Origin of the sequence: Streptomyces sp. NPDC005435, assembly GCF_040703155.1 — a bacterium.
GTDB lineage: Bacteria > Actinomycetota > Actinomycetes > Streptomycetales > Streptomycetaceae > Streptomyces.
This window is the reverse complement of the sequence record NZ_JBEXEQ010000013.1, coordinates 177,550-201,895: the sequence shown is the minus strand read 5'-3', so window position 1 is coordinate 201,895 and position 24,346 is coordinate 177,550. Positions and strand designations below refer to the sequence as shown.

26 protein-coding genes are annotated in these 24,346 nt (G+C 72.7%); 13 read left to right on the top strand and 13 right to left on the bottom strand.

What is annotated here, in order from left to right; genetic code table 11:
- Nucleotides 1-26: 26 nt before the first annotated feature.
- On the top strand, nt 27-1,295 hold the full coding sequence (gene tyrS / locus AB0898_RS18855; RefSeq protein ID WP_366804054.1) for a tyrosine--tRNA ligase: 1,269 nt from the start codon (nt 27-29) through the stop codon (nt 1,293-1,295).
- Between the two features lie 115 nt (nt 1,296-1,410).
- On the opposite strand, the gene AB0898_RS18850 is transcribed toward tyrS, so the two are convergent.
- Nucleotides 1,411-1,692: a GlsB/YeaQ/YmgE family stress response membrane protein gene (locus tag AB0898_RS18850; protein ID WP_366804052.1), complete on the bottom strand. Its 282-nt coding sequence runs from the start codon at nt 1,690-1,692 to the stop codon at nt 1,411-1,413.
- Nucleotides 1,693-1,960: 268 nt separating this feature from the next.
- On the opposite strand from AB0898_RS18850, the gene AB0898_RS18845 reads away from it, so the two are divergent.
- Together AB0898_RS18845 and AB0898_RS18840 are read left to right on the top strand one after the other, a co-directional pair.
- Nucleotides 1,961-2,356, top strand: a complete 396-nt coding sequence (locus AB0898_RS18845) for a DUF3099 domain-containing protein (RefSeq protein ID WP_366804051.1) — start codon at nt 1,961-1,963, stop codon at nt 2,354-2,356.
- 249 nt (nt 2,357-2,605) lie between these two features.
- A complete protein-coding gene (locus AB0898_RS18840) occupies nt 2,606-2,827 on the top strand; it encodes a hypothetical protein (RefSeq protein WP_366804050.1) in 222 nt (73 codons plus the stop codon).
- A 3-nt stretch (nt 2,828-2,830) separates the two neighbouring features.
- Here AB0898_RS18840 and moaA read toward each other — a convergent pair whose 3' ends face one another.
- The 3 genes from moaA to AB0898_RS18825 all read right to left on the bottom strand — a co-directional run bounded on the left by moaA (nt 2,831) and on the right by AB0898_RS18825 (nt 6,030).
- Nucleotides 2,831-3,820, bottom strand: coding sequence for a GTP 3',8-cyclase MoaA (gene moaA / locus AB0898_RS18835; protein ID WP_366804048.1), 990 nt, complete (start codon nt 3,818-3,820; stop codon nt 2,831-2,833).
- A gap of 213 nt (nt 3,821-4,033) precedes the next feature.
- Nucleotides 4,034-5,677, bottom strand: a complete 1,644-nt coding sequence (locus AB0898_RS18830) for a cation acetate symporter (protein WP_366804047.1) — start codon at nt 5,675-5,677, stop codon at nt 4,034-4,036.
- A complete protein-coding gene (locus AB0898_RS18825) occupies nt 5,674-6,030 on the bottom strand; it encodes a DUF485 domain-containing protein (protein WP_366804046.1) in 357 nt (118 codons plus the stop codon). Before AB0898_RS18825 ends, AB0898_RS18830 begins: the two co-directional genes overlap by 4 nt.
- A 282-nt stretch (nt 6,031-6,312) precedes the next feature.
- Here AB0898_RS18825 and AB0898_RS18820 point away from each other — a divergent pair, with 282 nt between their 5' ends.
- The 3 genes from AB0898_RS18820 (at nt 6,313) to AB0898_RS18810 (ending at nt 10,375) form a co-directional block, all read left to right on the top strand.
- On the top strand, nt 6,313-7,860 hold the full coding sequence (locus AB0898_RS18820; RefSeq protein WP_366804045.1) for a S8 family serine peptidase: 1,548 nt from the start codon (nt 6,313-6,315) through the stop codon (nt 7,858-7,860).
- Nucleotides 7,861-7,919: 59 nt separating this feature from the next.
- Nucleotides 7,920-9,302, top strand: coding sequence for a CoA transferase (locus AB0898_RS18815; RefSeq protein ID WP_366804044.1), 1,383 nt, complete (start codon nt 7,920-7,922; stop codon nt 9,300-9,302).
- 137 nt (nt 9,303-9,439) lie between these two features.
- The gene (locus AB0898_RS18810) at nt 9,440-10,375 is read left to right on the top strand and encodes a CopD family protein (RefSeq protein ID WP_407078366.1); all 936 of its coding nucleotides are present in this window, start codon (nt 9,440-9,442) and stop codon (nt 10,373-10,375) included.
- A gap of 26 nt (nt 10,376-10,401) precedes the next feature.
- Here AB0898_RS18810 and AB0898_RS18805 read toward each other — a convergent pair whose 3' ends face one another.
- Nucleotides 10,402-11,448 carry a zinc-dependent alcohol dehydrogenase family protein gene (locus AB0898_RS18805; RefSeq protein WP_366804043.1) on the bottom strand — a complete coding sequence of 349 codons (1,047 nt, stop codon included), beginning with the start codon at nt 11,446-11,448 and terminating at the stop codon, nt 10,402-10,404.
- A 327-nt stretch (nt 11,449-11,775) separates the two neighbouring features.
- Here AB0898_RS18805 and AB0898_RS18800 point away from each other — a divergent pair, with 327 nt between their 5' ends.
- The 5 genes from AB0898_RS18800 to AB0898_RS18780 all read left to right on the top strand — a co-directional run bounded on the left by AB0898_RS18800 (nt 11,776) and on the right by AB0898_RS18780 (nt 16,692).
- On the top strand, nt 11,776-12,762 hold the full coding sequence (locus tag AB0898_RS18800) for a DEDDh family exonuclease (RefSeq protein WP_366804042.1): 987 nt from the start codon (nt 11,776-11,778) through the stop codon (nt 12,760-12,762).
- Between the two features lie 121 nt (nt 12,763-12,883).
- Complete coding sequence (locus tag AB0898_RS18795) at nt 12,884-13,117, top strand: hypothetical protein (protein WP_366804041.1); 234 nt, start codon at nt 12,884-12,886, stop codon at nt 13,115-13,117.
- Between the two features lie 34 nt (nt 13,118-13,151).
- On the top strand, nt 13,152-14,054 hold the full coding sequence (locus AB0898_RS18790) for an SURF1 family protein (RefSeq protein WP_366804040.1): 903 nt from the start codon (nt 13,152-13,154) through the stop codon (nt 14,052-14,054).
- 83 nt (nt 14,055-14,137) lie between these two features.
- Nucleotides 14,138-15,931 (top strand): glycoside hydrolase family 15 protein, encoded by a 1,794-nt coding sequence (locus AB0898_RS18785; RefSeq protein ID WP_366804039.1) that lies wholly within the window; start codon nt 14,138-14,140, stop codon nt 15,929-15,931.
- A gap of 5 nt (nt 15,932-15,936) precedes the next feature.
- The gene (locus tag AB0898_RS18780; RefSeq protein WP_366804038.1) at nt 15,937-16,692 is read left to right on the top strand and encodes an SDR family oxidoreductase; all 756 of its coding nucleotides are present in this window, start codon (nt 15,937-15,939) and stop codon (nt 16,690-16,692) included.
- Nucleotides 16,693-16,734: 42 nt separating this feature from the next.
- Here the strand turns inward: AB0898_RS18780 and amaP are convergent, their stop codons facing one another.
- From amaP to AB0898_RS18755, 5 genes are all read right to left on the bottom strand, one after another.
- Nucleotides 16,735-17,316 carry an alkaline shock response membrane anchor protein AmaP gene (gene amaP, locus AB0898_RS18775; RefSeq protein WP_366804037.1) on the bottom strand — a complete coding sequence of 194 codons (582 nt, stop codon included), beginning with the start codon at nt 17,314-17,316 and terminating at the stop codon, nt 16,735-16,737.
- A 5-nt stretch (nt 17,317-17,321) separates the two neighbouring features.
- Nucleotides 17,322-17,936: a DUF6286 domain-containing protein gene (locus AB0898_RS18770; protein ID WP_366804036.1), complete on the bottom strand. Its 615-nt coding sequence runs from the start codon at nt 17,934-17,936 to the stop codon at nt 17,322-17,324.
- Nucleotides 17,933-18,343, bottom strand: a complete 411-nt coding sequence (locus AB0898_RS18765; RefSeq protein ID WP_366804035.1) for a hypothetical protein — start codon at nt 18,341-18,343, stop codon at nt 17,933-17,935. The genes AB0898_RS18770 and AB0898_RS18765 overlap by 4 nt, the downstream gene beginning before the upstream one ends.
- A gap of 5 nt (nt 18,344-18,348) precedes the next feature.
- The gene (locus tag AB0898_RS18760) at nt 18,349-18,543 is read right to left on the bottom strand and encodes a hypothetical protein (protein ID WP_366804034.1); all 195 of its coding nucleotides are present in this window, start codon (nt 18,541-18,543) and stop codon (nt 18,349-18,351) included.
- A 67-nt stretch (nt 18,544-18,610) separates the two neighbouring features.
- A complete protein-coding gene (locus AB0898_RS18755) occupies nt 18,611-19,087 on the bottom strand; it encodes an Asp23/Gls24 family envelope stress response protein (RefSeq protein ID WP_366804033.1) in 477 nt (158 codons plus the stop codon).
- 87 nt (nt 19,088-19,174) lie between these two features.
- On the opposite strand from AB0898_RS18755, the gene AB0898_RS18750 reads away from it, so the two are divergent.
- On the top strand, nt 19,175-19,927 hold the full coding sequence (locus AB0898_RS18750) for a nucleopolyhedrovirus P10 family protein (protein ID WP_366804032.1): 753 nt from the start codon (nt 19,175-19,177) through the stop codon (nt 19,925-19,927).
- Between the two features lie 51 nt (nt 19,928-19,978).
- Here AB0898_RS18750 and AB0898_RS18745 read toward each other — a convergent pair whose 3' ends face one another.
- From AB0898_RS18745 to abc-f, 3 genes are all read right to left on the bottom strand, one after another.
- Nucleotides 19,979-20,782 (bottom strand): enoyl-CoA hydratase/isomerase family protein, encoded by an 804-nt coding sequence (locus AB0898_RS18745; RefSeq protein ID WP_366804031.1) that lies wholly within the window; start codon nt 20,780-20,782, stop codon nt 19,979-19,981.
- 129 nt (nt 20,783-20,911) lie between these two features.
- The gene (locus AB0898_RS18740; protein WP_004002281.1) at nt 20,912-21,133 is read right to left on the bottom strand and encodes a helix-turn-helix domain-containing protein; all 222 of its coding nucleotides are present in this window, start codon (nt 21,131-21,133) and stop codon (nt 20,912-20,914) included.
- Between the two features lie 322 nt (nt 21,134-21,455).
- Nucleotides 21,456-23,054, bottom strand: a complete 1,599-nt coding sequence (abc-f, locus tag AB0898_RS18735; protein WP_366804030.1) for a ribosomal protection-like ABC-F family protein — start codon at nt 23,052-23,054, stop codon at nt 21,456-21,458.
- Nucleotides 23,055-23,351: 297 nt separating this feature from the next.
- On the opposite strand from abc-f, the gene AB0898_RS18730 reads away from it, so the two are divergent.
- Nucleotides 23,352-24,242, top strand: a complete 891-nt coding sequence (locus tag AB0898_RS18730) for a neutral zinc metallopeptidase (protein ID WP_366804029.1) — start codon at nt 23,352-23,354, stop codon at nt 24,240-24,242.
- The last annotated feature ends 104 nt before the right edge of the window (nt 24,243-24,346 follow it).

Sequence of the window (24,346 nt, the reverse complement as noted above, 5' to 3'; positions counted from 1 at the left end):
CTGATCTTCAAGGAGACACGAGAACCGTGACGGACATCGTCGACGAACTGAAGTGGCGCGGGCTGATCGCCCTCTCCACCGACGAAGACGCGCTGCGCAAGGCGTTCGCGGACGGTCCCGTCACGTTCTATTGCGGCTTCGACCCGACCGCGCCCAGCCTGCACCTCGGCAACCTGGTCCAGATCCTGACCATGCGCCGTATCCAGGACGCCGGCCACCGCCCGCTGGGTCTGGTCGGGGGCGCCACCGGTCTGATCGGTGACCCGAAGCCGACGGCCGAGCGCACGCTGAACGCGCCGGAGATCGTCGCCCAGTGGGTGGAGCGGCTGCGCGCCCAGATCCAGCCGCTGCTGGACTTCGAGGGCCCGAACGCGGCCGTCATGGTCAACAACCTGGACTGGACCCAGGGCATGTCGGCCATCGAGTTCCTGCGCGACATCGGCAAGCACTTCCGGGTGAACAAGATGATCGCCAAGGAGGCCGTCTCCCGCCGCCTGAACTCGGACGCGGGCATCAGCTACACCGAGTTCAGCTACCAGATCCTCCAGGGCATGGACTTCCTGGAGCTCTACCGGCGCTACGGCTGCACGCTCCAGACCGGCGGCAGCGACCAGTGGGGCAACCTCACCTCGGGCACCGACCTGATCCACCGCGTCGAGCCGGACGCCGTGGTGCACGCGCTCGGCACCCCGCTGATCACCAAGGCGGACGGCACCAAGTTCGGCAAGACCGAGTCGGGCACGGTGTGGCTGGACCCGGAGATGACCACGCCGTACGCGTTCTACCAGTTCTGGCTGAACGCGGACGACCGTGACGTCTCCAAGTTCCTGCGCATCTTCAGCTTCAAGTCCCGCGAGGAGATCGAGGAGCTGGAGAAGCAGACGGAGGAGCGTCCGCAGGCGCGTGCCGCCCAGCGGGCGCTGGCCGAGGAGCTGACGACGCTGGTGCACGGCGCCGACCAGACGGCCGCCGTGGTCGCCGCGTCCAAGGCCCTCTTCGGCCAGGGTGAGCTGGCGGAGCTGGACGAGCGCACCCTCGCGGCCGCGCTGTCCGAGGTGCCGCACATCCAGGTCGCCGAGCTGGGCCTGGTGACCGACCTGTTCGCCGAGGTCGGTCTGGTGGCCAGCAAGTCGGCCGCGCGCCGCACGGTGAAGGAGGGCGGTGCCTACGTGAACAACGTCAAGGTCGCCGCCGAGGACGCCGTCCCTGCCGCCGGGGACCTGCTGCACGGCCGCTGGCTGGTGCTGCGGCGGGGCAAGAAGAACCTGGCCGCCGTCGAGGTCACCGGCGCGTGAGCCCGGACCGAGGCGCCTGAGCCCGTCCGAGGTACCTGAGCACGGCCCGAGGGGGTGGCTTCCGTCGCGGAAGCCACCCCCTCGGCATGTCCGCCGGCCCTCGGACCGGGCGTTCTCAGGCCTGGCGCTGCTTTCTCTTGCCCAGCGTCTCCATGTACAGCCGGTCGACGATGAAGACGATGATGATCGCCGCGACCAGCTGGAAGACGTGCCGGGTCCAGTCGATGCCCCGGGTCTCCGCGACCCCCACCGCGCGGGCGACCGCGTTGCCGACCAGGCCGCCGATCGTGCCGCAGATGACGGTCAGCCACAGCGGGCTGTGCTGCTTGCCGGGGATGATCGCCTTGGCGATGACGCCCAGCACGAATCCCACGATGATCGCCCACAGCCAGCCCATGGCCGCCTCCTCGTCACGGTCCGAGACGGTCCGGCACGGTCCGGTCCGCGTCCTCGGCCCCAGTCTGGGCGCGCCCCGCGCACCGCGCACACCGGGTGCGCCGTATGCGCCGGGGCATCCCCCAGGTCGCCGCAGGCGGGGGCGGCCCCGGTATCGAGCCGGAGGGCGGGGCGGCGTACCGTGGAGGGTGTCCCGGACCGGTTCCCCGACGGGCCGGGCGCTCGTACGGGACGGGGACGAGTCCCTTGCGGCCGGATGGTGGACTGAGATGCTCAAGCAGCGTGGCGACGCGCAGGTGTTCCGGATCACCGGTGCCCGGACCGGGCTCGCCGAGGACGTGCGGGGCCGGCAGCGGCGGTACGTCATCTCCATGTCGATCCGGACCGTCTCGGTGATCCTCGCGGCCTCGCTGTGGAACGTGGAGCGGTACGTCGCGATCGTGGCGCTGGTGCTCGGCGCCCTGCTGCCGTACATCGCCGTGGTGATCGCGAACGCGGGCCGGGAGCGGCCGCCGTCGCTGCCCTCGACCTTTGTCGTGACGCCGTCCAAACCGATGATCGCCCCGGCCGCGGGCGCGCGGGAGGAACGGTCGGAATCCGGCCCCGCGGGGCCCTCGGCGGGTCCTGGGGCGGAGGCGCGCGGCGAACGGCCGGACCGATCCTGAGCAGGGAAGACGCCCGGAAAGCGGAAGACGACTTCCCGCCAAGCTCAGGAAAAGCTCAGTTCAATCGCGCTGTTCCGGTGCCGGGTCGCGGGTGATGCGTGACATACTTCGTACGCGCTCCGCATCCCCCGTCGGAGCGACGGACCGACGCCGGGCAGCTCCCCCCGTGGCTGCTCGGCGTCGCCATGTTCAGAGCCTTTTCGCAGCCCCTTCGCTGCCCTTCCGCAGCCGTTCTTGTGAGACGAAACCGTGAGTGACACACCGATCTGCTCCGCCAAGGGCTGCCGTGCCGACGCCGTCTGGGTGCTGGCGTGGAACAACCCGAAGATCCACACGCCGGAGCGGCGGAAGACCTGGCTGGCCTGCGAGGAGCACCGCGAGCATCTGTCGCAGTTCCTCGGCGTGCGGGGCTTCCTGAAGGACGTCGTGCTGCTGACGGAGTGGGAGGAGCGGGGCCCGGCCGAGGGCTGAGCCTCAGCCGCCGATCGCCGACATCGGGCGGTCGGGCTGTATGAACGACGGGTCGTCCAGGCCCGCGCCCGCCTTCTTGCCCCACATCGCGGTGCGCCAGATGTCCGCGATCTCCTTGTCCTCGGCGTCCGAGCGCAGGGCCGCGCGCAGGTCGGTCTCCTCGGTGGCGAACAGGCACGTGCGTATCTGTCCGTCGGCCGTGAGCCGGGTGCGGTCGCAGGCCGCGCAGAACGGGCGGGTGACCGAGGCGATGACACCGACCCGCTGCGGGCCGCCGTCCACGAGCCAGCGCTCGGCCGGTGCGGAGCCGCGCTCGCCCTCGTTCTCCTCGGTGAGGTCGAAGCGGGTGCGCAGCGAGGCGAGGATGTCGGCCGCGGTGACCATGCCGTCGCGCTTCCAGCCGTGCTGGGCGTCGAGCGGCATCTGCTCGATGAACCGCAGTTCGTACTCGTGCTCCAGGGCCCAGGCCAGCAGGTCGGGGGCCTCGTCGGCGTTGAGGCCCGGCATCAGGACCGAGTTGACCTTGACCGGGGTGAGTCCGGCGTCGGCGGCGGCCCGGAGGCCGTCCAGCACGTCCTTGTGGCGGTCGCGCCGGGTGAGGGTCTTGAAGACGTCGGGGCGCAGGGTGTCCAGGGAGACGTTGACCCGGTCGAGGCCGGCGGCCTTGAGCGCGGCGGCGGTGCGCTTGAGGCCGATGCCGTTGGTGGTGATCGACATCTGGGGGCGCGGCTCCAGGGCCGCGACGCGCTCGACGATGCCGACCAGGCCGGGGCGCAGCAGCGGCTCGCCGCCGGTGAAGCGGACCTCCTCGATGCCGAGCAGGCGTACCGCGATGTCGATCAGGCGGACGATCTCGTCGTCCGTGAGCAGGTCGGGCTTGGCCAGCCACTGCAGGCCCTCTTCGGGCATGCAGTAGGTGCAGCGCAGATTGCACCGGTCGGTCAGCGAAACCCTCAGGTCGGTGGCCACTCGGCCGTAGGTGTCGATGAGCACGTGGGCCCCCTCCCTCGCTTCCCGGTCTGGACCGATCATTTCCCGGACCGCTCTTTTTCCGTCACCTGCGAGCCTACGCGAGAGTGATGACATCGACAGCCGCGAGCGGGCGGGGCTGTGGAGAAACGGTCCGGCCGCGCCGTACGGACGGGTGCCCGCGCGGCGCGGCCGTGATGCCGTGACGTGGTGCTCGGTGCTGTCGTGACGCGGTGCTCAGTGCGCCCCGGTGCCGGTCAGGGACCGTACCTCCAGCTCGGCGTACTTGTCCGCGTCCGGAACCTCCTTGGACAGCAGGGTGCCGACCGCGCCCAGCAGGAAGCCGACCGGGATCGAGATGATGCCGGGGTTCTCCAGCGGGAACCAGTGGAAGTCCACGTCGGGGAACATCGAGGTGGGCTTGCCGGAGACGACCGGCGAGAACAGCACCAGGCCGACGGCGGTGACCAGGCCGCCGTAGATCGACCACAGGGCGCCGGTGGTGGTGAACCGCTTCCAGAACAGGCTGTAGAGCAGTGTCGGCAGGTTTGCCGAGGCGGCGACGGCGAAGGCGAGCGCGACCAGTCCGGCCACGTTCAGGTCGCGGGAGAGGGCGCCGAGCACGATGGAGACGGCTCCGATGCCGACGGTGGCCCAGCGGGCCGCGCCGACCTCCTGCTTCTCGGTGGCCTGGCCCTTCTTGATGACGTTGGCGTAGATGTCGTGCGCGAAGGACGACGAGGAGGCCAGTGTCAGGCCCGCGACCACGGCGAGGATGGTGGCGAAGGCGACGGCGGAGATGGTCGCCAGCAGGACGGCGCCCCAGTTGGAGTCGACCCCGCCGAGATGGAGGGCGAGCAGGGGCGCGGCCGTGTTGCCCGCCTTGTTGGAGCCGATGATCTCGTCGGGCTTGATGAGGGCCGCGGCGCCGAAGCCGAGGGCGAGGGTCATCAGGTAGAAGGCGCCGATCAGGCCGATGGCCCAGATGACGGACTTGCGGGCGGCCTTGGCGGTGGGGACGGTGTAGAAGCGGATCAGGATGTGCGGCAGGCCCGCCGTGCCGAGGACCAGGGCGATGCCGAGCGAGATGAAGTCCAGCTTGGTGGTGCCGGTGGCTCCGTACTTCAGGCCGGGCTCCAGGAAGGCCGAGCCCTTGCCGCTGGTGTCGGCCGCCTTGCCGAGCAGGTCGGAGATGTTGAAGTGGAACTTCAGCAGCACCAGGAAGGTCAGCAGCAGGGCGCCGACGATCAGCAGAACCGCCTTGACCATCTGGACCCAGGTGGTGCCCTTCATGCCGCCGATGGTGACGTACACGATCATCAGGACGCCGACCAGGGCGACGATGCCGATCTTGCCGCCGTCGCTGGTGATGCCGAGCAGCAGCGAGACGAGGACGCCCGCGCCGGCCATCTGCGCGAGCAGGTAGAAGATCGAGACGACGATGGTGGAGACGCCGGCGGCGGTGCGCACCGGGCGCTGGCGCATCCGGTAGGCGAGCACGTCGCCCATGGTGTAACGGCCGGAGTTGCGCAGCGGTTCGGCGACCAGGAGCAGCGCGACCAGCCAGGCGACCAGGAAGCCGACGGAGTAGAGGAAGCCGTCGTAGCCGAAGAGGGCGATGGCGCCCGCGATGCCGAGGAAGGACGCGGCGGACATGTAGTCGCCGGAGACGGCGAGTCCGTTCTGGAAGCCGGTGAACTGGCGGCCGCCCGCGTAGAAGTCGGCGGCGCTCTTGGTCTGGCGGCCCGCCCAGACGGTGATGACGAGGGTCGCGAGGACGAAGACCGCGAACAGGCTGATGATCAGCGGCCGGTGCTCGCTCGCCTCTCCTGCCGCGAGGAGGGTGGGGTGGGCCGCGATCGTGTGCGGTGCGGGGCTCATGCGCCGCCCTCCATCCGGGACTTGATGGCCTCGGCCCTGGGGTCGAGCTTGGCGGCGGCGTGGCGCGCGTACCACCAGGCGATGAGGAACGTGGTCAGGAACTGGGCGAGGCCCAGGATCAGCGCCACGTTGACGTTGCCCGCGACCTTGGTGCCCATGAAGCCCTCCGCGTAGCAGGAGAGGAGCACGTAGAGCAGGTACCAGGCGACGAAGGCGATCGTCAGGGGGAACGCGAACGAGCGGTGCGCGCGGCGCAGTTCACCGAACTCCGCGCTCTGCTGTGCCTCGGTGAACTCCTCGGTGGAGGGAAGGTGTGGTTGGGGCTTCGCGGGGGGCGGTGTCTCGGTGGCCACTCAAGTCTCCTCGCGTCCGGGCGTGCGCTTGCCGACCTCATGGGACGTGATCACGTTACCCGGAGTCAATACCCGGCTCCTCACCGTGATCCCGCCGGGGAGCGTGATCCGCACGCGCCCCTGTCAGGGCCCACGGCGCCCCGGCCGGAGTGGTTCAACTCCCTTTCGCCCTTTCGGACATCGCGTCGACAGGGATAGTTTCGCTCTGCCCACCCGTCATGTACCTGCCCAGTAGCCCCAGGGGGCCCGGGCGGTCTGTCATCCGGATGATGTGGAGTTTTCATGGCTCATCTGCGCTCCCGGCGCCGTTTCGCGCCGGCCGTGCCGCTCGTGCTGTCCCTGACCGCCTCGCTCGGCTTCCTGCCGGCGACGGCCTCGGCGGCGGCGCCGACGGCCCCGGCCGGCCAGGCGTCGGACGCCTCCGCCCGCGCGTACGACGGCCCCGAGCTGTCGTACGTCGTCAACACCTCGGCGGACCGTCGCACGATCGAGTCGGTGCGGCGCGCGATAGGACGCAACGGCGGCACGGTCGTCACGAGTTACGACCCGATAGGCGTGATCGTCGTCCACTCCAGGAACCCGGACTTCGCCAAGGCCATCCGCCGTGTGCACGGCGTCGATTCGGCCGGTGCCACCCGCAACGCCCCGCTGCCCACGCAGTCGACGGCCGACCTCGGGGCGCCGAAGGCGCTCACCGCCGCGCAACTGTCCGACGCGAAGAAGTCCGCCGCGCAGGGCCAGGACCCGCTGGAGCCGCTCCAGTGGGACCTGCCCGCGATCAAGGCCGACAAGGCGCACGAGAAGACGCTCGGCAGCCGCAAGGTCACCGTCGCCGTCATCGACACCGGCGTGGACGACACCCACCCGGACATCGCGCCCAACTTCGACCGCTCGGCCTCCGTCAACTGCGTCTCCGGCAAGCCGGACACCGCGGACGGTGCCTGGCGGCCGAACGCCGGGGAGAGCCCGCACGGCACGCATGTCGCCGGTGAGATCGCGGGCGCCAAGAACGGCGTCGGCATCACGGGCGTGGCCCCGGGTGTGAAGGTCGCGGGCATCAAGGTCGCCAACCCGGACGGCTACTTCTACACCGAGTCCGTGGTCTGCGGCTTCGTCTGGGCGGCCGAGCACCACGTGGACGTGACCAACAACAGCTATTACACCGACCCCTGGTACTTCAACTGCGCCAACGACCCCGACCAGAAGGCCCTGGTCACCGCCGTCGAGCGGGCCTCGCGGTACGCCGAGCGCAAGGGCACGGTCAACGTCGCGGCGGCGGGCAACGAGAGCTACGACCTCGCGGCCGACTCGATCACCGACCCGGTCTCCCCGAACGACGGCACCGCCTCGGACCGGACGATCGACCCGCGCAAGTGCTTCGACATCCCGACCCAGCTCCCGGGCGTGGTCACGGTCGCCGCGACCGGCGCCAAGGGCCTGAAGTCGTCCTTCTCCAACTACGGTCTCGGCGTCATCGACATCGCCGCGCCCGGCGGCGACTCCACCGCCTACCAGACCCCCGCTCCCCCGGCCACCAGCGGCCTCATCCTGGGCCCGCTGCCCGGCGGGACCTGGGGCTACATGGCCGGTACGTCGATGGCGACCCCGCACGTCGTGGGCGTGGCCGCGCTGATCAAGTCGACGCACCCGCACGCCTCGGCCGCGCAGGTCAAGGCCCTGCTGTACGCGGAGGCGACGCCCACCTCCTGCACGGACCCGTACGACATCGACGGCGACGGCAAGGTGGACGCGGTCTGCCGGGGTTCGAAGAACCGGAACGGGTTCTACGGGCGGGGCATCGCGGACGCGCTCAAGGCGGTGACGCGCTAACCGGCGCGACAGGCGAGCGCCTCCTTGTCGGGGTCGGGTGGCTGATCCATAGTGCCTCCATGACCGATCCCATGATCAAGTCCGCCTGGGCCGCGCTGGGCGGCGATCCCGAGCTGCTCGCGCGGCTGGTGTCCGTCGAGCGCCCGACGGCCCTGATCTCCCGCCTCCCGGTGCAGCGGCTGGCGCGCGCGTGCGTGGGCACGTGCGCGCTGGCCGCCGCCGAGCTGGGCGCGCTGCGGGCCGGGCTCGGCGCGGTGCCGCGCGCCGTGGTGGACGACGGCGCGGTCGCCACCGCCTTCCACAGCGAGCGGGTGCTGCGGATCGACGGCCGCGCCCCGGTCACCTTCGCGCCGCTGTCGCGCTGGTGGCGGGCGTCCTACGGCTGGGTGCGCACCCACGCCAACTATCCGCACCACCGGCTCCGCCTCCTCGGCGCGCTCGGCCTGCCCGACGGCGCGGACCCCGAGGACGTGCAGCGGCTGATGCTCGAGCGCTCCGCCCTGGAGATCGAGGAGGCGGTGTACGCCGCCGGGGGTCTCGCGGTGGCGCTGCGCACCCCGGGGCAGTGGGCGGCGCATCCGCAGGGTGCCGAGGTGGCGCTGCGCCCGCTGGTGGAGCGTGCCCCGATCGGGGCGGCCTCGGCACGCGAACTCCCGCCTCTGGACGGCAAGTCCGCGCCGCTGCTGCCTGCCGCCGGGCTGCGTGTCCTGGACCTCACCCGGGTTCTCGCCGGGCCCGTGGCCACCCGCACGCTCGCGCTGCTCGGCGCCGACGTGCTGCGCGTGGACGGGCCCGGGCTGCCCGAACTGGCCGACCAGCACGCGGACACGGGGTTCGGGAAGCGGTCGACCACGCTGGAACTCGCCGCCGACACGAAGGTGTTGGAAGAGCTGCTGGCCTCGGCGGACGTGGTCGTCACCGGTTACCGGCCCGGCGCCCTGGACCGCTTCGGCCTCTCCCCCGAGGCGCTGTCCGAGCGGTACCCCGGCCTGATCGTGGCGCAGATCTCGGCGTGGGGCGCGTACGGGCCCTGGGGCGAGCGGCGCGGCTTCGACAGTCTGGTCCAGGTCGCGACCGGCATCGCGGCCACCGAGGGCTCGACCATGGAGCCCGGCGCCCTGCCCGCGCAGGCCCTGGACCACGGCTCGGGCTATCTGATGGCGGCGGCCGTCCTGCGGGCCCTGGGCGAACGGTCCCGCGACGGCCGGGGCCGCCTGGTACGCCTCGCGCTCGCCCGGACCGCGCACTGGCTGACCGACGAGGCCGGCCCCGACCCGTCCCTGGGCGGCCCGAAGTACGAGGAGGGGGTGTGGCTCGCCGAACGGGACAGCCCCCTGGGGAAGTTGCGGTACGCCCGGCCCCCGGTGTCGTTCACGGGCGGGCCCGCGGACTGGACCGCTCCGCCGGTTCCGTGGGGGTCGAGCGCGGCGACCTGGAGCTGAGCGGGCTCCCGTCGGCTTTCGCATGGGCGCACTTGTCCGGCGAACACCCCATTGGCCAGTATCGGCAGGTGAGTTCTCCGCGAAGCGTCTCCGCCGCCGGCGCATCCCCGGATGTGCGCGCCGGTGTGCGGCGGGGCATGACGGTGCTGGTGCTGGTCCTATTCGGCGCTCTCGTACCGCTGTTGGGGCCGGGTGCCGCGCTGCACGGCACCGGGGAGGCGGCGGCGCCCGGTGCGGGCGGCACGGGACTGCTGCGCACGGTGCTGTTCGCCGCGCTGAGCGTGTCGCTGGGTGAGCTGTTCGTGGGGAGGCTGGCGGCGCGGGTGCCCGGAGCTCCCGCTGAACGGCCTTGTTCGTGGGCGCCGTTGGCCAATACGGCCGGGTTCCTCGCCGCGCTGGCTCTCGCCTCTGTCGTCGCCACCGGCAACCTCGTCCCTCGCGGCCTCGGGCAGATCGACCTCGGCGGCCTCTACGCCTCCCGCGACGGCAGGCTGGCCCTCCTGGAAGTCAACGCGTTTCCGCTGGCCGCGCTGTGCGCCCGTTCGCATCGCCCCGGACTCCAACTGTGGCCGCTGACGGCCGTGTTGATCGCGGAGGCGCTGCGCGCCCACCCGGCCGCCGAGCATGGCGCGCTCACCGGCTCGCTGCTCACGCTGACGCATCTGACCTGTGCGGCCCTGTGGGCGGGCGGACTGCCGTACGCGCTGCGGGTGTTGCGGCTGTGGCGGGGCGACCCCACGGGAGCCGCGCTGCTCGGGCGGTACGCGCGTGTGGCCGCCGTGCTGCTCGCCGCGCTGACCGCGACGGGTGTGTGGAGCGCGCTGCGCCGGATGCCGCCGGGCACGGTGGTGGACCAGCTGACGACGACGGCGTACGGGCGCACTCTGCTGGCCAAGGTGCTGCTCGTCGCCGTCGTCGCCGCTCTCGCGCTGTGGGCGCGGGTGCGGCTGGGCCGCGGCGGTGACCCGCTCGCCGCCTGCGTGCCCGCGCGGGCCGAGGTGGCCGTGCTGGGCGCGGTGGTGGCGGTGTCGGGGCTGCTCACGGCGCTGCCGCTGCCGATCCGCTGGTCCTGACCGGCAGCGCCACCCCGTAGGAGCGGTCAGCCGTTGGTGACGAGCACCTTGAGGGCCGTGCGCTCGTCCATCGCCTTGTAGCCGTCCGGGACGCCCTCGATGTCCACGGTCATGTCGAAGACCGGGGAGGGGTCGATCGTGCCGTCGAGCACGTCGGGCAGCAGGTCGGGGATGTAGGCGCGGACCGGGGCGACGCCGCCGCGCAGGGCGATGTTGCGGTCGAACATGACGCTGAGGTCGAGGCCCGTGCCGCTGCCGTGGGGCACGCCGACGTAGCCGATGGAGCCGCCGTCGCGGGTGATGTGGACGGCCGTGCTCATGGACTGCTCGGTGCCGACGGCCTCGATCACGCAGTGCGCGCCCTGGCCCCGGGTCAGCTCGCGGACGGCGGCGACGGCCTCCTCGCCGCGCGAGGCGACGACGTCGGTGGCGCCGAAGCGGCGGGCGATCTCGGTGCGGACCTCGTGCCGGCCGAGCGCGATGATCCGCTCGGCGCCGAGGCGCTTGGCGGCGAGCACGGCGCACAGGCCGACCGCGCCGTCACCGACGACGGCGACCGTGGAGCCGGGGCGCACCCCCGCGCCGAGGGCCGCGTGGTGGCCGGTGCCGAGCACGTCGGAGAGGGTGAGCAGCGAGGTCAGCAGGTGGTCGTCGGCGGCCGCCTCCTTGGGCAGGGTGACGAGGGTGCCGTCGGCGAACGGCACGCGCACGGCCTCGCCCTGGCCGCCGTCGTAGCCGACGGAGCCCCAGAAGCCGCCGTGCACACAGGAGGTGGTCAGGCCCTCGCGGCAGTACTCGCAGGTGCCGTCGGACCACATGAAGGGGGCGACCACGAGGTCCCCGCGCCTGACCGTGCCCACCTCGGAGCCGGTCTCCTCGACGATGCCGAGGAACTCGTGCCCGATGCGCTGACCGGGCTGCCGGGCGGCTTCGCCGCGGTAGGCCCACAGGTCGCTGCCGCAGATGCAGGCGCGCAGCACCCGTACGACGGCGTCGGTGGGCAGCTGCACCACCGGCTCGGGCACGTCCTCCACGCGCATGTCGAAGGGGGCGTGGATGGTGGTGGCGCGCATGGTGCGGGTCTTTCTCTTGCGGGGGGCTCGGCGGTGGTCGAGCGCGTCTCACGGTACGCCGTGCCGGGGGCGTGGTGCGCGCCGAGGGGGCGCCGGACCAGGGGAAAGAAGGGGAAAGAAGGGGAAGGAGCGGGGCGGCCCGGAACTCCGTACCCGCCGGGCGGGGTTCGGGAGGCGCCCTGGCGCGAGGTGCGAACAGGCGCTCGCCCGGGGCCGTACGGGCATACGGGCCGGGGCCGTACAGGCATGCGACGGCCGGCCCGGCGGGGCGTGGTCTTCGGCCCTGGGGGCCCTCGGTGTCGGTGGCGGCCCGTATCCTCATTGACCATGCTCGAAGACCGTGCGACCGCTGTGTCCTCCCCCGCCCCGTGGCCGGCCGTGTATCCGAAGGGATACGCGGTCGTTGACGTGGAGACCACCGGCCTGGCCCGCGACGACCGGATCATCTCGGCCGCCGTCTACCGCCTGGACGCGCGCGGCGAGGTCGAGGACCACTGGTACACGCTGGTGAACCCCGAGCGCGACCCCGGCCCGGTGTGGATACACGGGCTGACGAGCGAGGTCCTCGAAGGGGCCCCGCTCTTCACGGAGGTGGCGGAGGAGTTCGCGGCCCGGCTGGACGGCCGGGTGCTGGTCGCGCACAACGCGGTCTTCGACTGGCAGATGATCGCCCGGGAGTACGCGCGCGCGAGCAAGGAGCCCCCGGTGCGGCAGCGGCTGTGCACCATCGCGCTCTCCAAGGAGCTGGGCCTGCCGCTGCCCAACTTCAAGCTGGAGTCGCTCGCGGCGCACTTCGGGGTCGTGCAGCAGCGCGCCCACCACGCCCTGGACGACGCGCGGGTGCTGGCCGAGGCGTTCCGCCCGAGCCTGCGCGCGGCCGCCGCGGGGAACGTACGGCTGCCGCTGCTGGAGTGCCGTCCGCTCACCGAGTGGTCGGACGCGCCGCGCATCGGCCGGCAGGGCGGCGGCGGTTACGGGGGCTCGGCGAGCTGGCGTCCGGCGCGCAAGCGGCCCGCGTGTCCGTACCCCAACCCCGGGCGGTACGAACCGGGCAAAAGACTCAAGCAGGGCATGCGGGTGGCGTTCTCGGGCGACACCTCCACCGAGCGCGACCTGCTGGAGGACCGGGCCGTCGAGGCCGGGCTGCACGTGGCGACCAGCCTGTCCCGGCTGACCAGCCTGCTCGTCACCAACGACCCCGACTCGGGCACCTCCAAGACGGCCAAGGCCCGCCAGTTCGGCACCCCGGTGGTGGACGAGGCGGCGTTCGGGCAGCTGCTGCGGGACGTGGAGTCCGCCGGCACGGAGGCGTAGCCGGCCCGGCCGCGGGGCGTGACCGGATGGGCATGCCAGCCGTCCGGGCGGACGGGTGATTCGCCGCGACTCGCCCCGCCCCCGCTCGCCCGGCGCCCCGGAACGGCCCACCCTGAGCCGCATGGCGAGATGCGAAGTATGCGGCAATGACTACGGAATGACCTTCGAGGTTCACGCGCAGGGCGCGGTGCACGTCTTCGACTGCTTCTCCTGTGCCATTCACCGCATGGCCCCCATCTGCGAGCACTGCCGGGTGCAGATCATCGGGCAGGGCGTCGAGGTGCAGGGCCACTGGTACTGCGGTGCCCACTGCGCGCGGGCCGAGGGCAGGACGGGGGTGGTCGACCGGGTGTGACCTGGTGCCCGGGTGTGACCCGGTACCCGCCCGAATGCGCCCCACGGCCCGGGGGTACCGTCGTGGGGTGCACCGCTACCGCTTCCTGCTGACCCCCCAGTGGGTGATCCTCACCCTCGTCGCGATCGCGCTGATTCCGACGATGATCAGGCTCGGCTTCTGGCAGCAGCACCGGTACGAGGAGCGCACCGCCCGCAACGACCTGGTCTCGCGGGCGCTGCACGCCGACCCCGTGCCCGTCGAGCGGCTCACCTCCCCCGGCCACGCCGTGACGCGCCTGGACAAGTACCGCACCGTCACCGCGACCGGCACCTTCGACACCGCCCACGAGGTGGTCGTCCGGCGCCGCACCAACTCCGACGGCGCGGTCGGCTTCCACGTCCTGACCCCGCTGCGGCTGACGGACGGCGCGGTCGTGCTGGTCAACCGGGGCTGGATTCCCGCCGACGGTGTGCAGACGGCCTTCCCGAAGATCCCGAAGCCTCCGGCCGGCCGGACCACCGTCACCGGGCGGCTCATGGCCGACGAGACGACCGCGGCCAGCGGCATCAAGAACGTCAAGGGCCTGCCCGACCGGCAAATCATGCTGATCAACAGCGCGGAGGAGGCCCGGCGGCTCGGCGCGAAGGTCCTCGGCGGCTATGTCGAGCAGACCGCGCCCGCGCCCAGGGGCGGCACCCCGGAGCAGATCTCCAGCCCGGGCAGCGAGGACGCTCCGCTGAACTACGCGTACATGATCCAGTGGTGGCTGTTCGCCGCCGGTGTCCCGGTGGGCTGGTGGTTCCTGGTCCGCCGCGAGATCCGGGACCGGGCGGAGGCGGCGGCCGGTGGCGGCGCGGAGGGCGGCCCGCAGGACGGCACGCCTGACGGCTCCGGGGACGGCTCCCGGGGCAGCTCCGAGGGCGGCTCCTCGGCGACCGAGCCCGCCGCCGTATAGCGCCCCCACCGGGGTGGCGGGGGTGTCACTCCCCCGGCCCCACCGTCTGATTGCCCCTCAGACCCGCCGGGAACCCGCTTCCCGTGAACGCGCGCATCGAGGACTACGCCCTCATCGGCGACGAGCAGACCGCCGCCCTGGTCGGCCGGGACGGCTCGATCGACTGGCTGTGCCTTCCCCGCTTCGACTCCGGCGCCTGCTTCGCCCGGCTGCTCGGCGACGACGACAACGGCCACTGGCGGATCGCCCCCCAGAGCGCGGGTACGTGCACCCGGCGCGCCTACCGGCCCGACACCCTCGTCCTGGACACCGAGTGGGACACCCCGGACGGGACGGTGCGCGTCACCGACCTGATGCCGCAGCGCGCCCGGGTGCCCGACGTCGTACGGATCGTGGAGGGCGTCAGCGGGCGGGTCCTCGTGCGCAGCACGCTGCGGCTGCGCTTCGACCACGGCTCGATCGTGCCGTGGATGCGGCGCTCGGACGGGCACCGGGTGGCCGTCGCGGGCCCCGACTCCACCTGGCTGCGCACCGTGCCGCCGGTGCGCACCTGGGGGCAGGACTTCGGCACGCACTCCGAGTTCACCGTCGAGGAGGGCGAGCGGGTGGCGTTCGTGCTCACCTGGCACCCCTCGCACGAGCCGCGCCCCCGGCTGATCGACCCGTTCGAGGCGCTGGAGTCCAGCGTGCGGGACTGGCGGAGCTGGGCGGGACAGTGCCGGTACGAGGGGCCGTACCGCGACGCCGTGGTCCGCTCGCTGCTCACCCTCAAGGCGCTCACCTACCGCCCGACCGGCGGCATCGTGGCCGCCGCGACCACCTCCCTCCCGGAGAAGCTGGGCGGGGTGCGCAACTGGGACTACCGCTACTGCTGGCTGCGCGACTCCACCCTGACCCTCGGCGTGCTGCTCGCGGCGGGGTACCACGAGGAGGCCGAGGCCTGGCGCGACTGGCTGCTCCGGGCGGTCGCGGGCAGCCCGGAGGACCTCCAGATCATGTACGGGGTCGCGGGCGAGCGGCGGCTGCCGGAGAGCGAGCTGCCCTGGCTCTCCGGGTTCGCCCGCTCGGCACCGGTCCGGATCGGCAACAGCGCGGTGGACCAGCTCCAGCTGGACGTGTACGGCGAGGTGATGGACTCCCTGTGGCTCGCGCGCCAGTCGGGCCTCTCACCCCGGCCGCACATGTGGTCCCTGCAGTGCGCGCTGATCGACTTCCTGCGCTCCCAGTGGCGGCAACCCGACGAGGGACTGTGGGAGGTGCGCGGGGGCCGCCGGCAGTTCACGCACTCCAAGGTGATGGTGTGGGTGGCCGTCGACCGCGCCGTACGCACGCTGGAGGAGCACCCCGGCCTGGAGGGCGACCTCGCGGGCTGGCGGGAGCTGCGGGACGACATCCACCGGGAGGTGTGCGCCAAGGCGTACGACCCGGAGCGCAACACCTTCACCCAGTACTACGGCTCGCGCACCCTGGACGCCGCGCTGCTGCTGATCCCGCGCGTCGGTTTCCTGCCGCCGGACGACCCGAGGGTGATCGGCACGGTGGACGCGATCCGCGCGGGGCTCGGCCAGGACGGCTTCGTGCGCCGCTACGACACCGAGGACGCCGGGGGCCCGGTGGTGGACGGGCTGCCCGAGGGCGAGGGCGCCTTCCTGGCCTGCTCGTTCTGGCTGGCCGACGCCCTGCACATGACCGGCCGCACCGAGGAGGCGAAGGATCTGTTCGCGCGGCTGGTCGACCTGTCCAACGACGTCGGGCTGCTGGCCGAGGAGTACGACCCGGTGGCCGGCCGCCAGCTCGGCAACTACCCGCAGGCCTTCAGCCACATCGCCCTGGTGAACACCGCCCGCACGCTCTACGGGGGCGAGAGGGCAGGATAGGGGGCATGGATCTTGGACTGAAGGACCGGGTGTACATCGTGACCGGGGCCTCGCGGGGGCTCGGCAACGCCGCCGCGCGCCAGCTGGTCGCCGACGGGGCGAAGGTGGTCGTCAGCGGACGGGACGAGAAGCGGGTGGCCGACGCGGCCGCCGAGCTGGGCCCGGACGCGGTGGGCGTGGCCGTCGGCAACGGCGATCCTCAGGCGCCCGAGCGGCTGATCGCGGCCGCCCGTGAGCACTTCGGGCGCTTCGACGGCATCCTCGTGAGCGTCGGCGGGCCGCCGCCCGGGTTCGTGGCGGACGTGACGGACGAGCAGTGGCGGGACGCCTTCGAGTCGGTGTTCCTGGGCGCGGTGCGCCTGGCCCGCGCGGCGGCGGCCGAGCTGGAGCCGGGCGGGGTCATCGGCTTCGTGCTGTCCGGCTCGGTGCACGAGCCGATCCCGGGGCTGACCGTCTCCAACGGACTGCGCCCCGGACTCGCCGGGTTCGCGAAGTCCCTCGCGGACGAGCTGGGCCCGCGCGGCATCCGGGTCCTCGGGCTGCTGCCGGGCCGTATCGACACCGACCGGGTGCGCGAGCTGGACAGCCTGTCCGCCGACCCGGAGGCGACCCGCACGGCCGCCGAGTCCCGTATCCCGCTGCGCCGTTACGGCACCCCGGAGGAGTTCGGCCGGGTGGCCGCCTTCCTGCTGTCCCCGGCGGCGTCCTATGTGACGGGCGTGATGGTGCCGGTGGACGGCGGTATGCGGCGCGGTTTCTGACGGGCCGTCAACTCGCGCTGTCAGGGCTCGACTTCACGGTGGTCAGGTGACGCGTCCCGCGCGGTGCCTGATCACCCGCAGCCGGACCTCGGCGGGCAGGGCGGCGAGGCCCGCCGAGTCCCGGGCGCGGGCCAGGGGGCCCGAGGTGAACTCCGCGAGCGCGGCGCCGGGGGGCATGTCCGGCTCCAGCCGGAACCAGGCCCGTACGGCGGGCGCACCCCGGCGGCCGGTCAGCAGGACGTCGCTCTGGGCCATGCCCTCCTGCCCCGAGGCGTCCCGGGAGAGGGCGTTCTGCAGGGCCGAGCCGCGCAGCCGGGCGGTGCCGCCGTCGCCGGTGTCGACCCGGACCTCGGACACCCGGTGCCGGCGCAGTACCGACACCAGCCACCACACGCCGATCAGGAAGAGGATCGCGAGCCCCGCGATGAGGGCGGGCCACCACCAGTCGGCGTCCCGGAACGCGGTGCGCTCGGCCCGGCTGAGCAGCACGTCGTGCGGCCCGGTGTGGATCCACCAGCGCGGGAAGGGCGCCCCGAGCCCGGCGGCGAGGACCACACCGCCGAGGGCGAGCAGCAGCAGTCCGGCCACGGCGAGCAGGACGCGGTTGACGATGCCGGTGCGCATCGGGCTCACCCCTTCTTCCCGGGACGGCGGACCCGTACCGACAGCTTCGGCGGGCGGCTCAGCCCCAGCTCGTGGACCGCGCCGTCGAGCGTGGAGTCGAGGTCGGCGCGGACCTCGTCCGGTTCGCGGAAGTGCGAGACCACCTTCACGTCCGCCTTTCTGCGGCCGACCCGTACCCGTGCCTCGCGGACGCCGGAGATGTCCATGGCGCGGTCGCGCAGCAGCACGGCGGCGGCCTCGCGGCGCAGCGCGGCGCGGACGTCGGGGTGCGGACGGCTCATCGGCAGCAGGCGGCGCAGGCCGGGGGTGAGGGCGAGGAGGATCAGCCAGAGCCCGACGGCGGCGACGAAGGCCGCGCCGGCCAGCACCGGGACCGCGTCGAGCCGTTGCTCGGCGAGCTGCCGGGCCAGTTCGCGGCGCCAGTACATCGCGGGGTGTCCGGCGCGCACGGCGGCCACGTCGTACAGCAGCAGGCCCGCGCCGCCGATCACGCACAGGGCGACGAGGGCGGCCGGGATACGGCGCGCGGACCAGAAGCGGCCGCTGCCCTGCTCGGGCGGGGGCGTGGGCTGCTCCCCTGCGTCGAGGACGGGCAGGCGGTGGGTGGTGTTCTCGCTCATGTCGTCCTCCCGTGCGCGTCGCCGGGCAGGGCCACCGGGTGCAGCCGTTCGACCTGGACGACCACCTCGGGCACCGTCATGTTCACCACCTCGCCCACCCGCTCGGTGACCTGACGGCGTACGGCGGCGCAGCGGGCGCCGATGTCGGCCGGGTAGGCGAGTTCGAGGGAGATCCGCACGCGGGCCGTGCCGACCGGGCCGCCCTCGCCGCGCGCGGCGCCGGAGCCGTGGGGACGGACGGCGACGGTGGCGTGCGGGCGCGGGACGCCCGGCGGGAGCGGGGCGAGGGCCTCGCGGGCCGCCTGCGCGGCGATCTTCGCGACGACCCTGTCCGCGATCCGGGTGGCGCCGCGCCCGCCCGCCGGTGTGGGCTCCGTGGCCGGACGGCCGGCCGCCGTCGCGCTCACGGCGCTCACCGCCGCCGGTCGCGCCGGTTGTCGCGGGCCCGGAAGAAGTCGCCCGGTTCCAGGTCGCCGTCCAGGAAGCGGCCGACGACGAACCCGACGGCTCCGAGCGCCGCCACCAGCAGGAAGGCCCCGAATCCGCCGAAGTACCCGGCGAATCCCAGCGCCAAGCCGGCGATCATGCCGGCCACGGCCATGCTCATAGCGCACCTCAGTTCGTCAGGCCCCTGTAACCCGGATTCCCCCTACGGCTCAGTGAATACGCGCGGCTCACTGAATACGCGGCGGGACCGGCTCCTCGTCGTCCTCCTCGTCGGGGAGCTTGACGTCGCTGACCGCGATGTTGACCTCCACGACGTCCAGCGAGGTCATGCGCTCCACGGCGGCGACCACGTTCTCGCGCACGGCGCGGGCCACGTCGCCGATGGAGTAGCCGTACTCCACGACGATCTCCAGGTCGAGCGCGGTCTGCACCTCGCCCACCTCGGCCTTCACGCCCCGGGTCACGGCCTTCGAGCCGCCGGGGAGCCGGTCGCGGGCGGCGCCGAAGGTGCGGGCGAGCCCGCTGCCCATGGCGTGCACACCGTTCACGTCGCGTGCGGCCATTCCGGCGATCTTCTCCACCACGCCGTCCGCGATGGTGGTACGGCCCCGGGCCGCCGGGTCACCGCCGCCGCGCCGGGTGGTCTTGCGGGTGGACACCTGCGACTCGCTGTCTCCGCCGGGGCTCGTGGTCGTCTCGGTCATCGCCGTAGGTCCCTTTCGGTCGTGGTTCCCCGCCCACCGTAAGCACGGCTGCGCGAATGCGCGCCAGGTATACGGCAGGCTGGAGGAATGACGTCGGAGTGGACACAGGCGGTACGGCAGCGGCTGGGCGCGGGCAGACTCCTGCCCCTCGGCGGCAGCCGCGACGGCGCGTGGATCTCGGAGCAGGCGGCCGGGGCGGTGCTGGGGAGCACGGCCACGGCCGAGGTGCCGGGGGTACGGCTGGGGGCCCTCAGGATCGGGCTCGCCGATCCGGCGGACACCGGGGAACCGGTCGTACCGCCGCCGCCGAGCGCGCTGCCGCCGGGGGCCCTGCGGGTGACGGCGGACTTCGCGGCGGGCGCCGAGCGGCCGCTGCCGGTGACGGCGGACCTGCTGCGGGCGGCCCTGGCGGACGCCGCGACCCGGCTCCTCGGGCTCGCGGTCACGGAGGTGGACCTGCGGGTGACGGACCTGCTGGGCCCGGCGGACGGCGGTCCCGAGCCGCGCCGCGTCCCGGGGCCGCCGTCGGCCGCCGAGGCCACGGATCCGGACGGCTACCTGGTGGCCACGGCCGCGCGGGCGGTGCCCGGGGTGACCCGGCTGACGGCCGTGCTCGGGGACCGCTGCGGGGTGGTGCGGACGGAACGGCCCGCCGTGCCGGCGTCCCTCCCCCGCCGCCATGTGTGCGTGGAGCTGGCCGCCGACCCCGGCCACCGCACCGTCGAGGTGGCCCGCGCGGTGCGTACGGCGGTACGGGACGCGCTGGAGGACCACCCGACGGTGGCGGTGCTGGTGACGGCGGTGGAGGAACCGGAGGCGGAGTCCGGTCCTGTCACGTGAGTTACGGCAGCTTGGGCCGGGGGCTCAGCCGCCTCGGTCGCCTCAGTCGCCTCAGTCGCCGATGCCCGCCAGGTCGCGCAGCCGGCGCGTCTGGGAAGCGCGCTCGGCCGTGCGCTGCTCGTCGTAGGTGCGCTTGGGGGCGCCGCGCAGCAGGGCCTTGGTCTCCACCACGGCGTCCCGGGGCGCGGCGAGCAGCGCGGCGGCCAGGTCGGCGGTCGCGGCGTCGAGTTCGGCGGCCGGGACCGCCGCGTTGGCCAGGCCGGAGACGACGGCCTCCTCGGCGTGCACGAAGCGGCCCGTCACGCAGATCTCCAGGGCGCGGGCGTACCCGACCAGGCCGACCAGCGGGTGCGTGCCGGTGAGGTCGGGCACCAGGCCCAGGCTGGTCTCCCGCATGGCGAACTGCACGTCGTCCGCGACGATCCGCAGGTCGCAGGCGAGCGCGAGCTGGAAGCCGGCCCCGATCGCATGGCCCTGGACAGCGGCGATGGACACGAGGTCGTTCCGCCGCCACCAGGTGAAAGCCTCCTGGTACTCGGCGATGGTCGCGTCGATCCCGGCGTCGTCACGGCGCGCGAGATCGACGAAGGTCGGCTCGCCCTCGATCCCCTCCGGCGTGAACATGCGTCGGTCGAGTCCGGCGGAGAAGGACTGGCCCTCGCCGCGCAGCACGACGACACGCACGGTGCCCGGCAGCAGCTTCCCCGCCTCGGCCAGCGCCCGCCACATGGCGGGGCTCTGCGCGTTGCGCTTGGCCGGGTTGGTCAGCGTCACCGTGGCGAGCGCGTCGTCGACGGTGAGCCGTACGCCGTCCTTGTCGAGTACAGGAGCGAGGTCCTTGTCGGGCGAAGCCATGGGGCGCCTCCGATGGGTGCGGTCAGCACGCGGTGCCCTGCGGCATCGCGAAGTGACTGCACAGTAACCACCCGGGCGATCACACGACCGACCGGGTGGCCACCATCGAAGCCGATGGGCCGCCCGGAGTCAGGACGATGCGGCCTTCTTGCCCCGGGTCGCTCCGCCACGCCCACGCAGCGTGACGCCCGACTCGCTGAGCATCCGGTGTACGAAGCCATACGAGCGGCCGGTCTCCTCGGCCAGCGCCCGGATGCTCGCACCGGAGTCGTACTTCTTCTTCAGGTCTGCCGCGAGCTTGTCGCGCGCGGCGCCGGTCACCCGGCTGCCCTTCTTCAGAGTCTCGGCCACCCGTGCCTCCTCATGGGAAGTGCGCTCTGGTCTTCTCATGATCACCCCTCCGGCGCGTGATGGCCACCCATTCGGCAAGGTCCGTGAGACAAGGTTGTGACGACAGGAGCACATCCCCACATGCGGAATCCTTGATTCCACCGCCGGGCGCGCGGGCTTTTCGCGCGGTCTTCCGGTGAATCACCAGGTCACGGACGCGGAACGGCCGGTCCCCCCGTGCTGGGGGGACCGGCCGCGAAATCCGTGTACGACACACCTCGGTACGAGGAGATCTCACACAGATGAGGGATCACCGATAGGCCGAATGATCCATGTCCGTGGATCACGCAAGGGCGACGAGGTCCGCGTAGTCGGAGCCCCACAGGTCCTCGACGCCGTCCGGGAGCAGGATGATCCGCTCCGGCTGGAGCGCCTCGACGGCGCCCTCGTCGTGGGTGACCAGGACGACGGCGCCCTTGTAGGTGCGCAGGGCGCCGAGGATCTCCTCGCGGCTGGCGGGGTCGAGGTTGTTGGTGGGCTCGTCCAGGAGCAGCACGTTGGCCGAGGAGACGACCAGGGTGGCGAGCGCCAGGCGGGTCTTCTCGCCGCCGGAGAGGACGCCGGCGGGCTTGTCGACGTCGTCGCCGGAGAACAGGAACGAGCCGAGCGTCTTGCGGACCTCGACCAGGTCCAGGTCCGGGGCGGCGGAGCGCATGTTCTCCAGGACCGTGCGCTCGGGGTCCAGGGTCTCGTGCTCCTGGGCGTAGTAGCCGAGCTTGAGGCCGTGGCCGGGGACGACCGAGCCGGTGTCGGGCTCCTCGGCGCCGCCGAGCAGGCGCAGCAGGGTGGTCTTGCCGGCGCCGTTGAGGCCGAGGATGACGACGCGGGAGCCCTTGTCGATGGCCAGGTCGACGTCGGTGAAGATCTCCAGCGAGCCGTACGACTTCGACAGGCCCTCCGCCATCAGCGGGGTCTTGCCGCAGGGGGCGGGCTCGGGGAAGCGGAGCTTGGCGACCTTGTCGGACTGGCGGACGGCCTCCAGGCCGGAGAGCAGCTTGTCGGCGCGCTTGGCCATGTTCTGCGCGGCGACCGTCTTGGTGGCCTTGGCGCGCATCTTGTCGGCCTGCGAGTGCAGGGCGGCGGCCTTCTTCTCGGCGTTCTGCCGCTCGCGCTTGCGGCGCTTCTCGTCGGCCTCGCGCTGCTGCTGGTAGAGCTTCCAGCCCATGTTGTAGACGTCGATCTGGGCGCGGTTGGCGTCCAGGTAGAAGACCTTGTTGACGACCGTCTCGACCAGGTCGACGTCGTGGGAGATCACGATGAAGCCGCCGCGGTAGGTCTTGAGGTAGTCGCGCAGCCAGGCGATCGAGTCGGCGTCGAGGTGGTTGGTCGGCTCGTCGAGCAGCAGGGTGTCGGCGTCCGAGAAGAGGATGCGGGCCAGCTCGACGCGGCGGCGCTGACCGCCGGAGAGGGTGTGCAGGGGCTGGCCGAGCACGCGGTCGGGCAGGTTCAGCGCGGCGGCGATGGTCGCGGCCTCGGCCTCGGCGGCGTACCCGCCCTTGGTGAGGAACTCCGTCTCCTGGCGCTCGTACTGCTTGAGCGCCTTCTCGCGGGTGGCGCCCGAGCCGTTGGCGATGCGCTGCTCGTTCTCGCGCATCTTGCGGATCAGTGCGTCGAGCCCGCGCGCGGAGAGGATGCGGTCGCGGGCGAGCACGTCGAGGTCGCCGGTGCGGGGGTCCTGCGGGAGGTAGCCGACCTCGCCGGAGCGGGTGATCTGGCCGGCGGCGGGGATGCCCTCGCCGGCCAGGCACTTGGTGAGGGTGGTCTTGCCGGCGCCGTTACGGCCGACCAGGCCGATGCGGTCGCCCTTGGCGACACGGAAACTGGCGTTCTCGATGAGGATGCGGGCACCGGCGCGCAGCTCGATACCGGAGGCGGAGATCACGGACAGACTCCTGGACGTACGGGACGGGATCGTCGGGCGGTCAGCTGAGGGCGTTCCCGCCGTCTAATGCGCGAGGAGAAAGGCCATGCGGGCAATTCTAACGGGGGCGGGCAAGGGGGTTTCCTGATGCGGGTGCCCGCCGGGGGTCGGGGGCTTCGTCGCGCCGGGGCGGCTCTCCTGCGGCGGGGCCGGGCGGAAGCCCCGCAGGGCCCCGGTGGTCGGGGGTAGGCGGGCGGGTAAGGATGGCGGCAGGGCGCCGGATGTGAGGGTGGCGCCGGGACGGAAGGTGTGGGAGCCGTGCGGTTCGACGATGACGCGAATCTCGACACGTCAGAGGTGCAGGACGTGCGCGGGAGCCGGATTCCCGGTGGGCGGGCGACCATCGGGGGTGGCATCGGCGGGCTGATCGCCGTGCTGCTCGCGTTGTTCCTGGGGGTGGGTCCTGATCAGCTCGGGCTGTCGTCCGGCGGGGATCAGGCGGCGCCGCAGCCGTCGTCGATCGGGCAGGTGCAGGAGTCGTGCCGTACCGGCAAGGACGCGAACACGCGGACCGACTGCCGGATGGTGGCGGTGGTCAACAGCGTGCAGGACTACTGGTCGCAGGAGTTCCGCAGCCAGGGCCGGACGTATACGCCGGCGACGACCGTGCTCTTCAGCGGCCAGATCCGTACCGCCTGCGGCGCGGCGACCGCTGCGGTGGGGCCCTTCTACTGCCCCGGCGACGGCAAGGTCTATCTGGACCTGGGCTTCTTCGACGAGCTGCGGACGAAGTTCGGGGCGACCGGCGGCCCGTTCGCGCAGGCGTACGTCATCGCACACGAGTACGGCCATCACGTACAGGACCTGGAGGGCACCCTCGGCCGCACCCAGGACGGCCTGACCGGTGAGAGCAGCAACTCGGTGCGCACCGAGCTCCAGGCCGACTGCTACGCCGGGGTGTGGGCCCACCACGCGACGACGACACCGGACGAGTCGACCGGGCGCCCGCTGATCACCAGCCTGACCCCGGCGGACATCAAGGACGGTCTGAACGCGGCGGCGGCCGTGGGCGACGACCGGATCCAGCAGGAGTTCCAGGGCCGGGTGACCCCGGAGACCTGGACGCACGGCTCCTCGCTCCAGCGCCAGCAGTGGTTCGACCAGGGTTACCGCACGGGCGATCCGGCCCGGTGCAACACCTTCGGCTGACCCGTACCGGGAAACGCCCCGGGCGTTGTCAGTGGCGGGTGTCACACTGAGCGGCGAGTCACCACGGATCCGGACAAGGCGTCCGGAGGTACCCGGCGCACAAG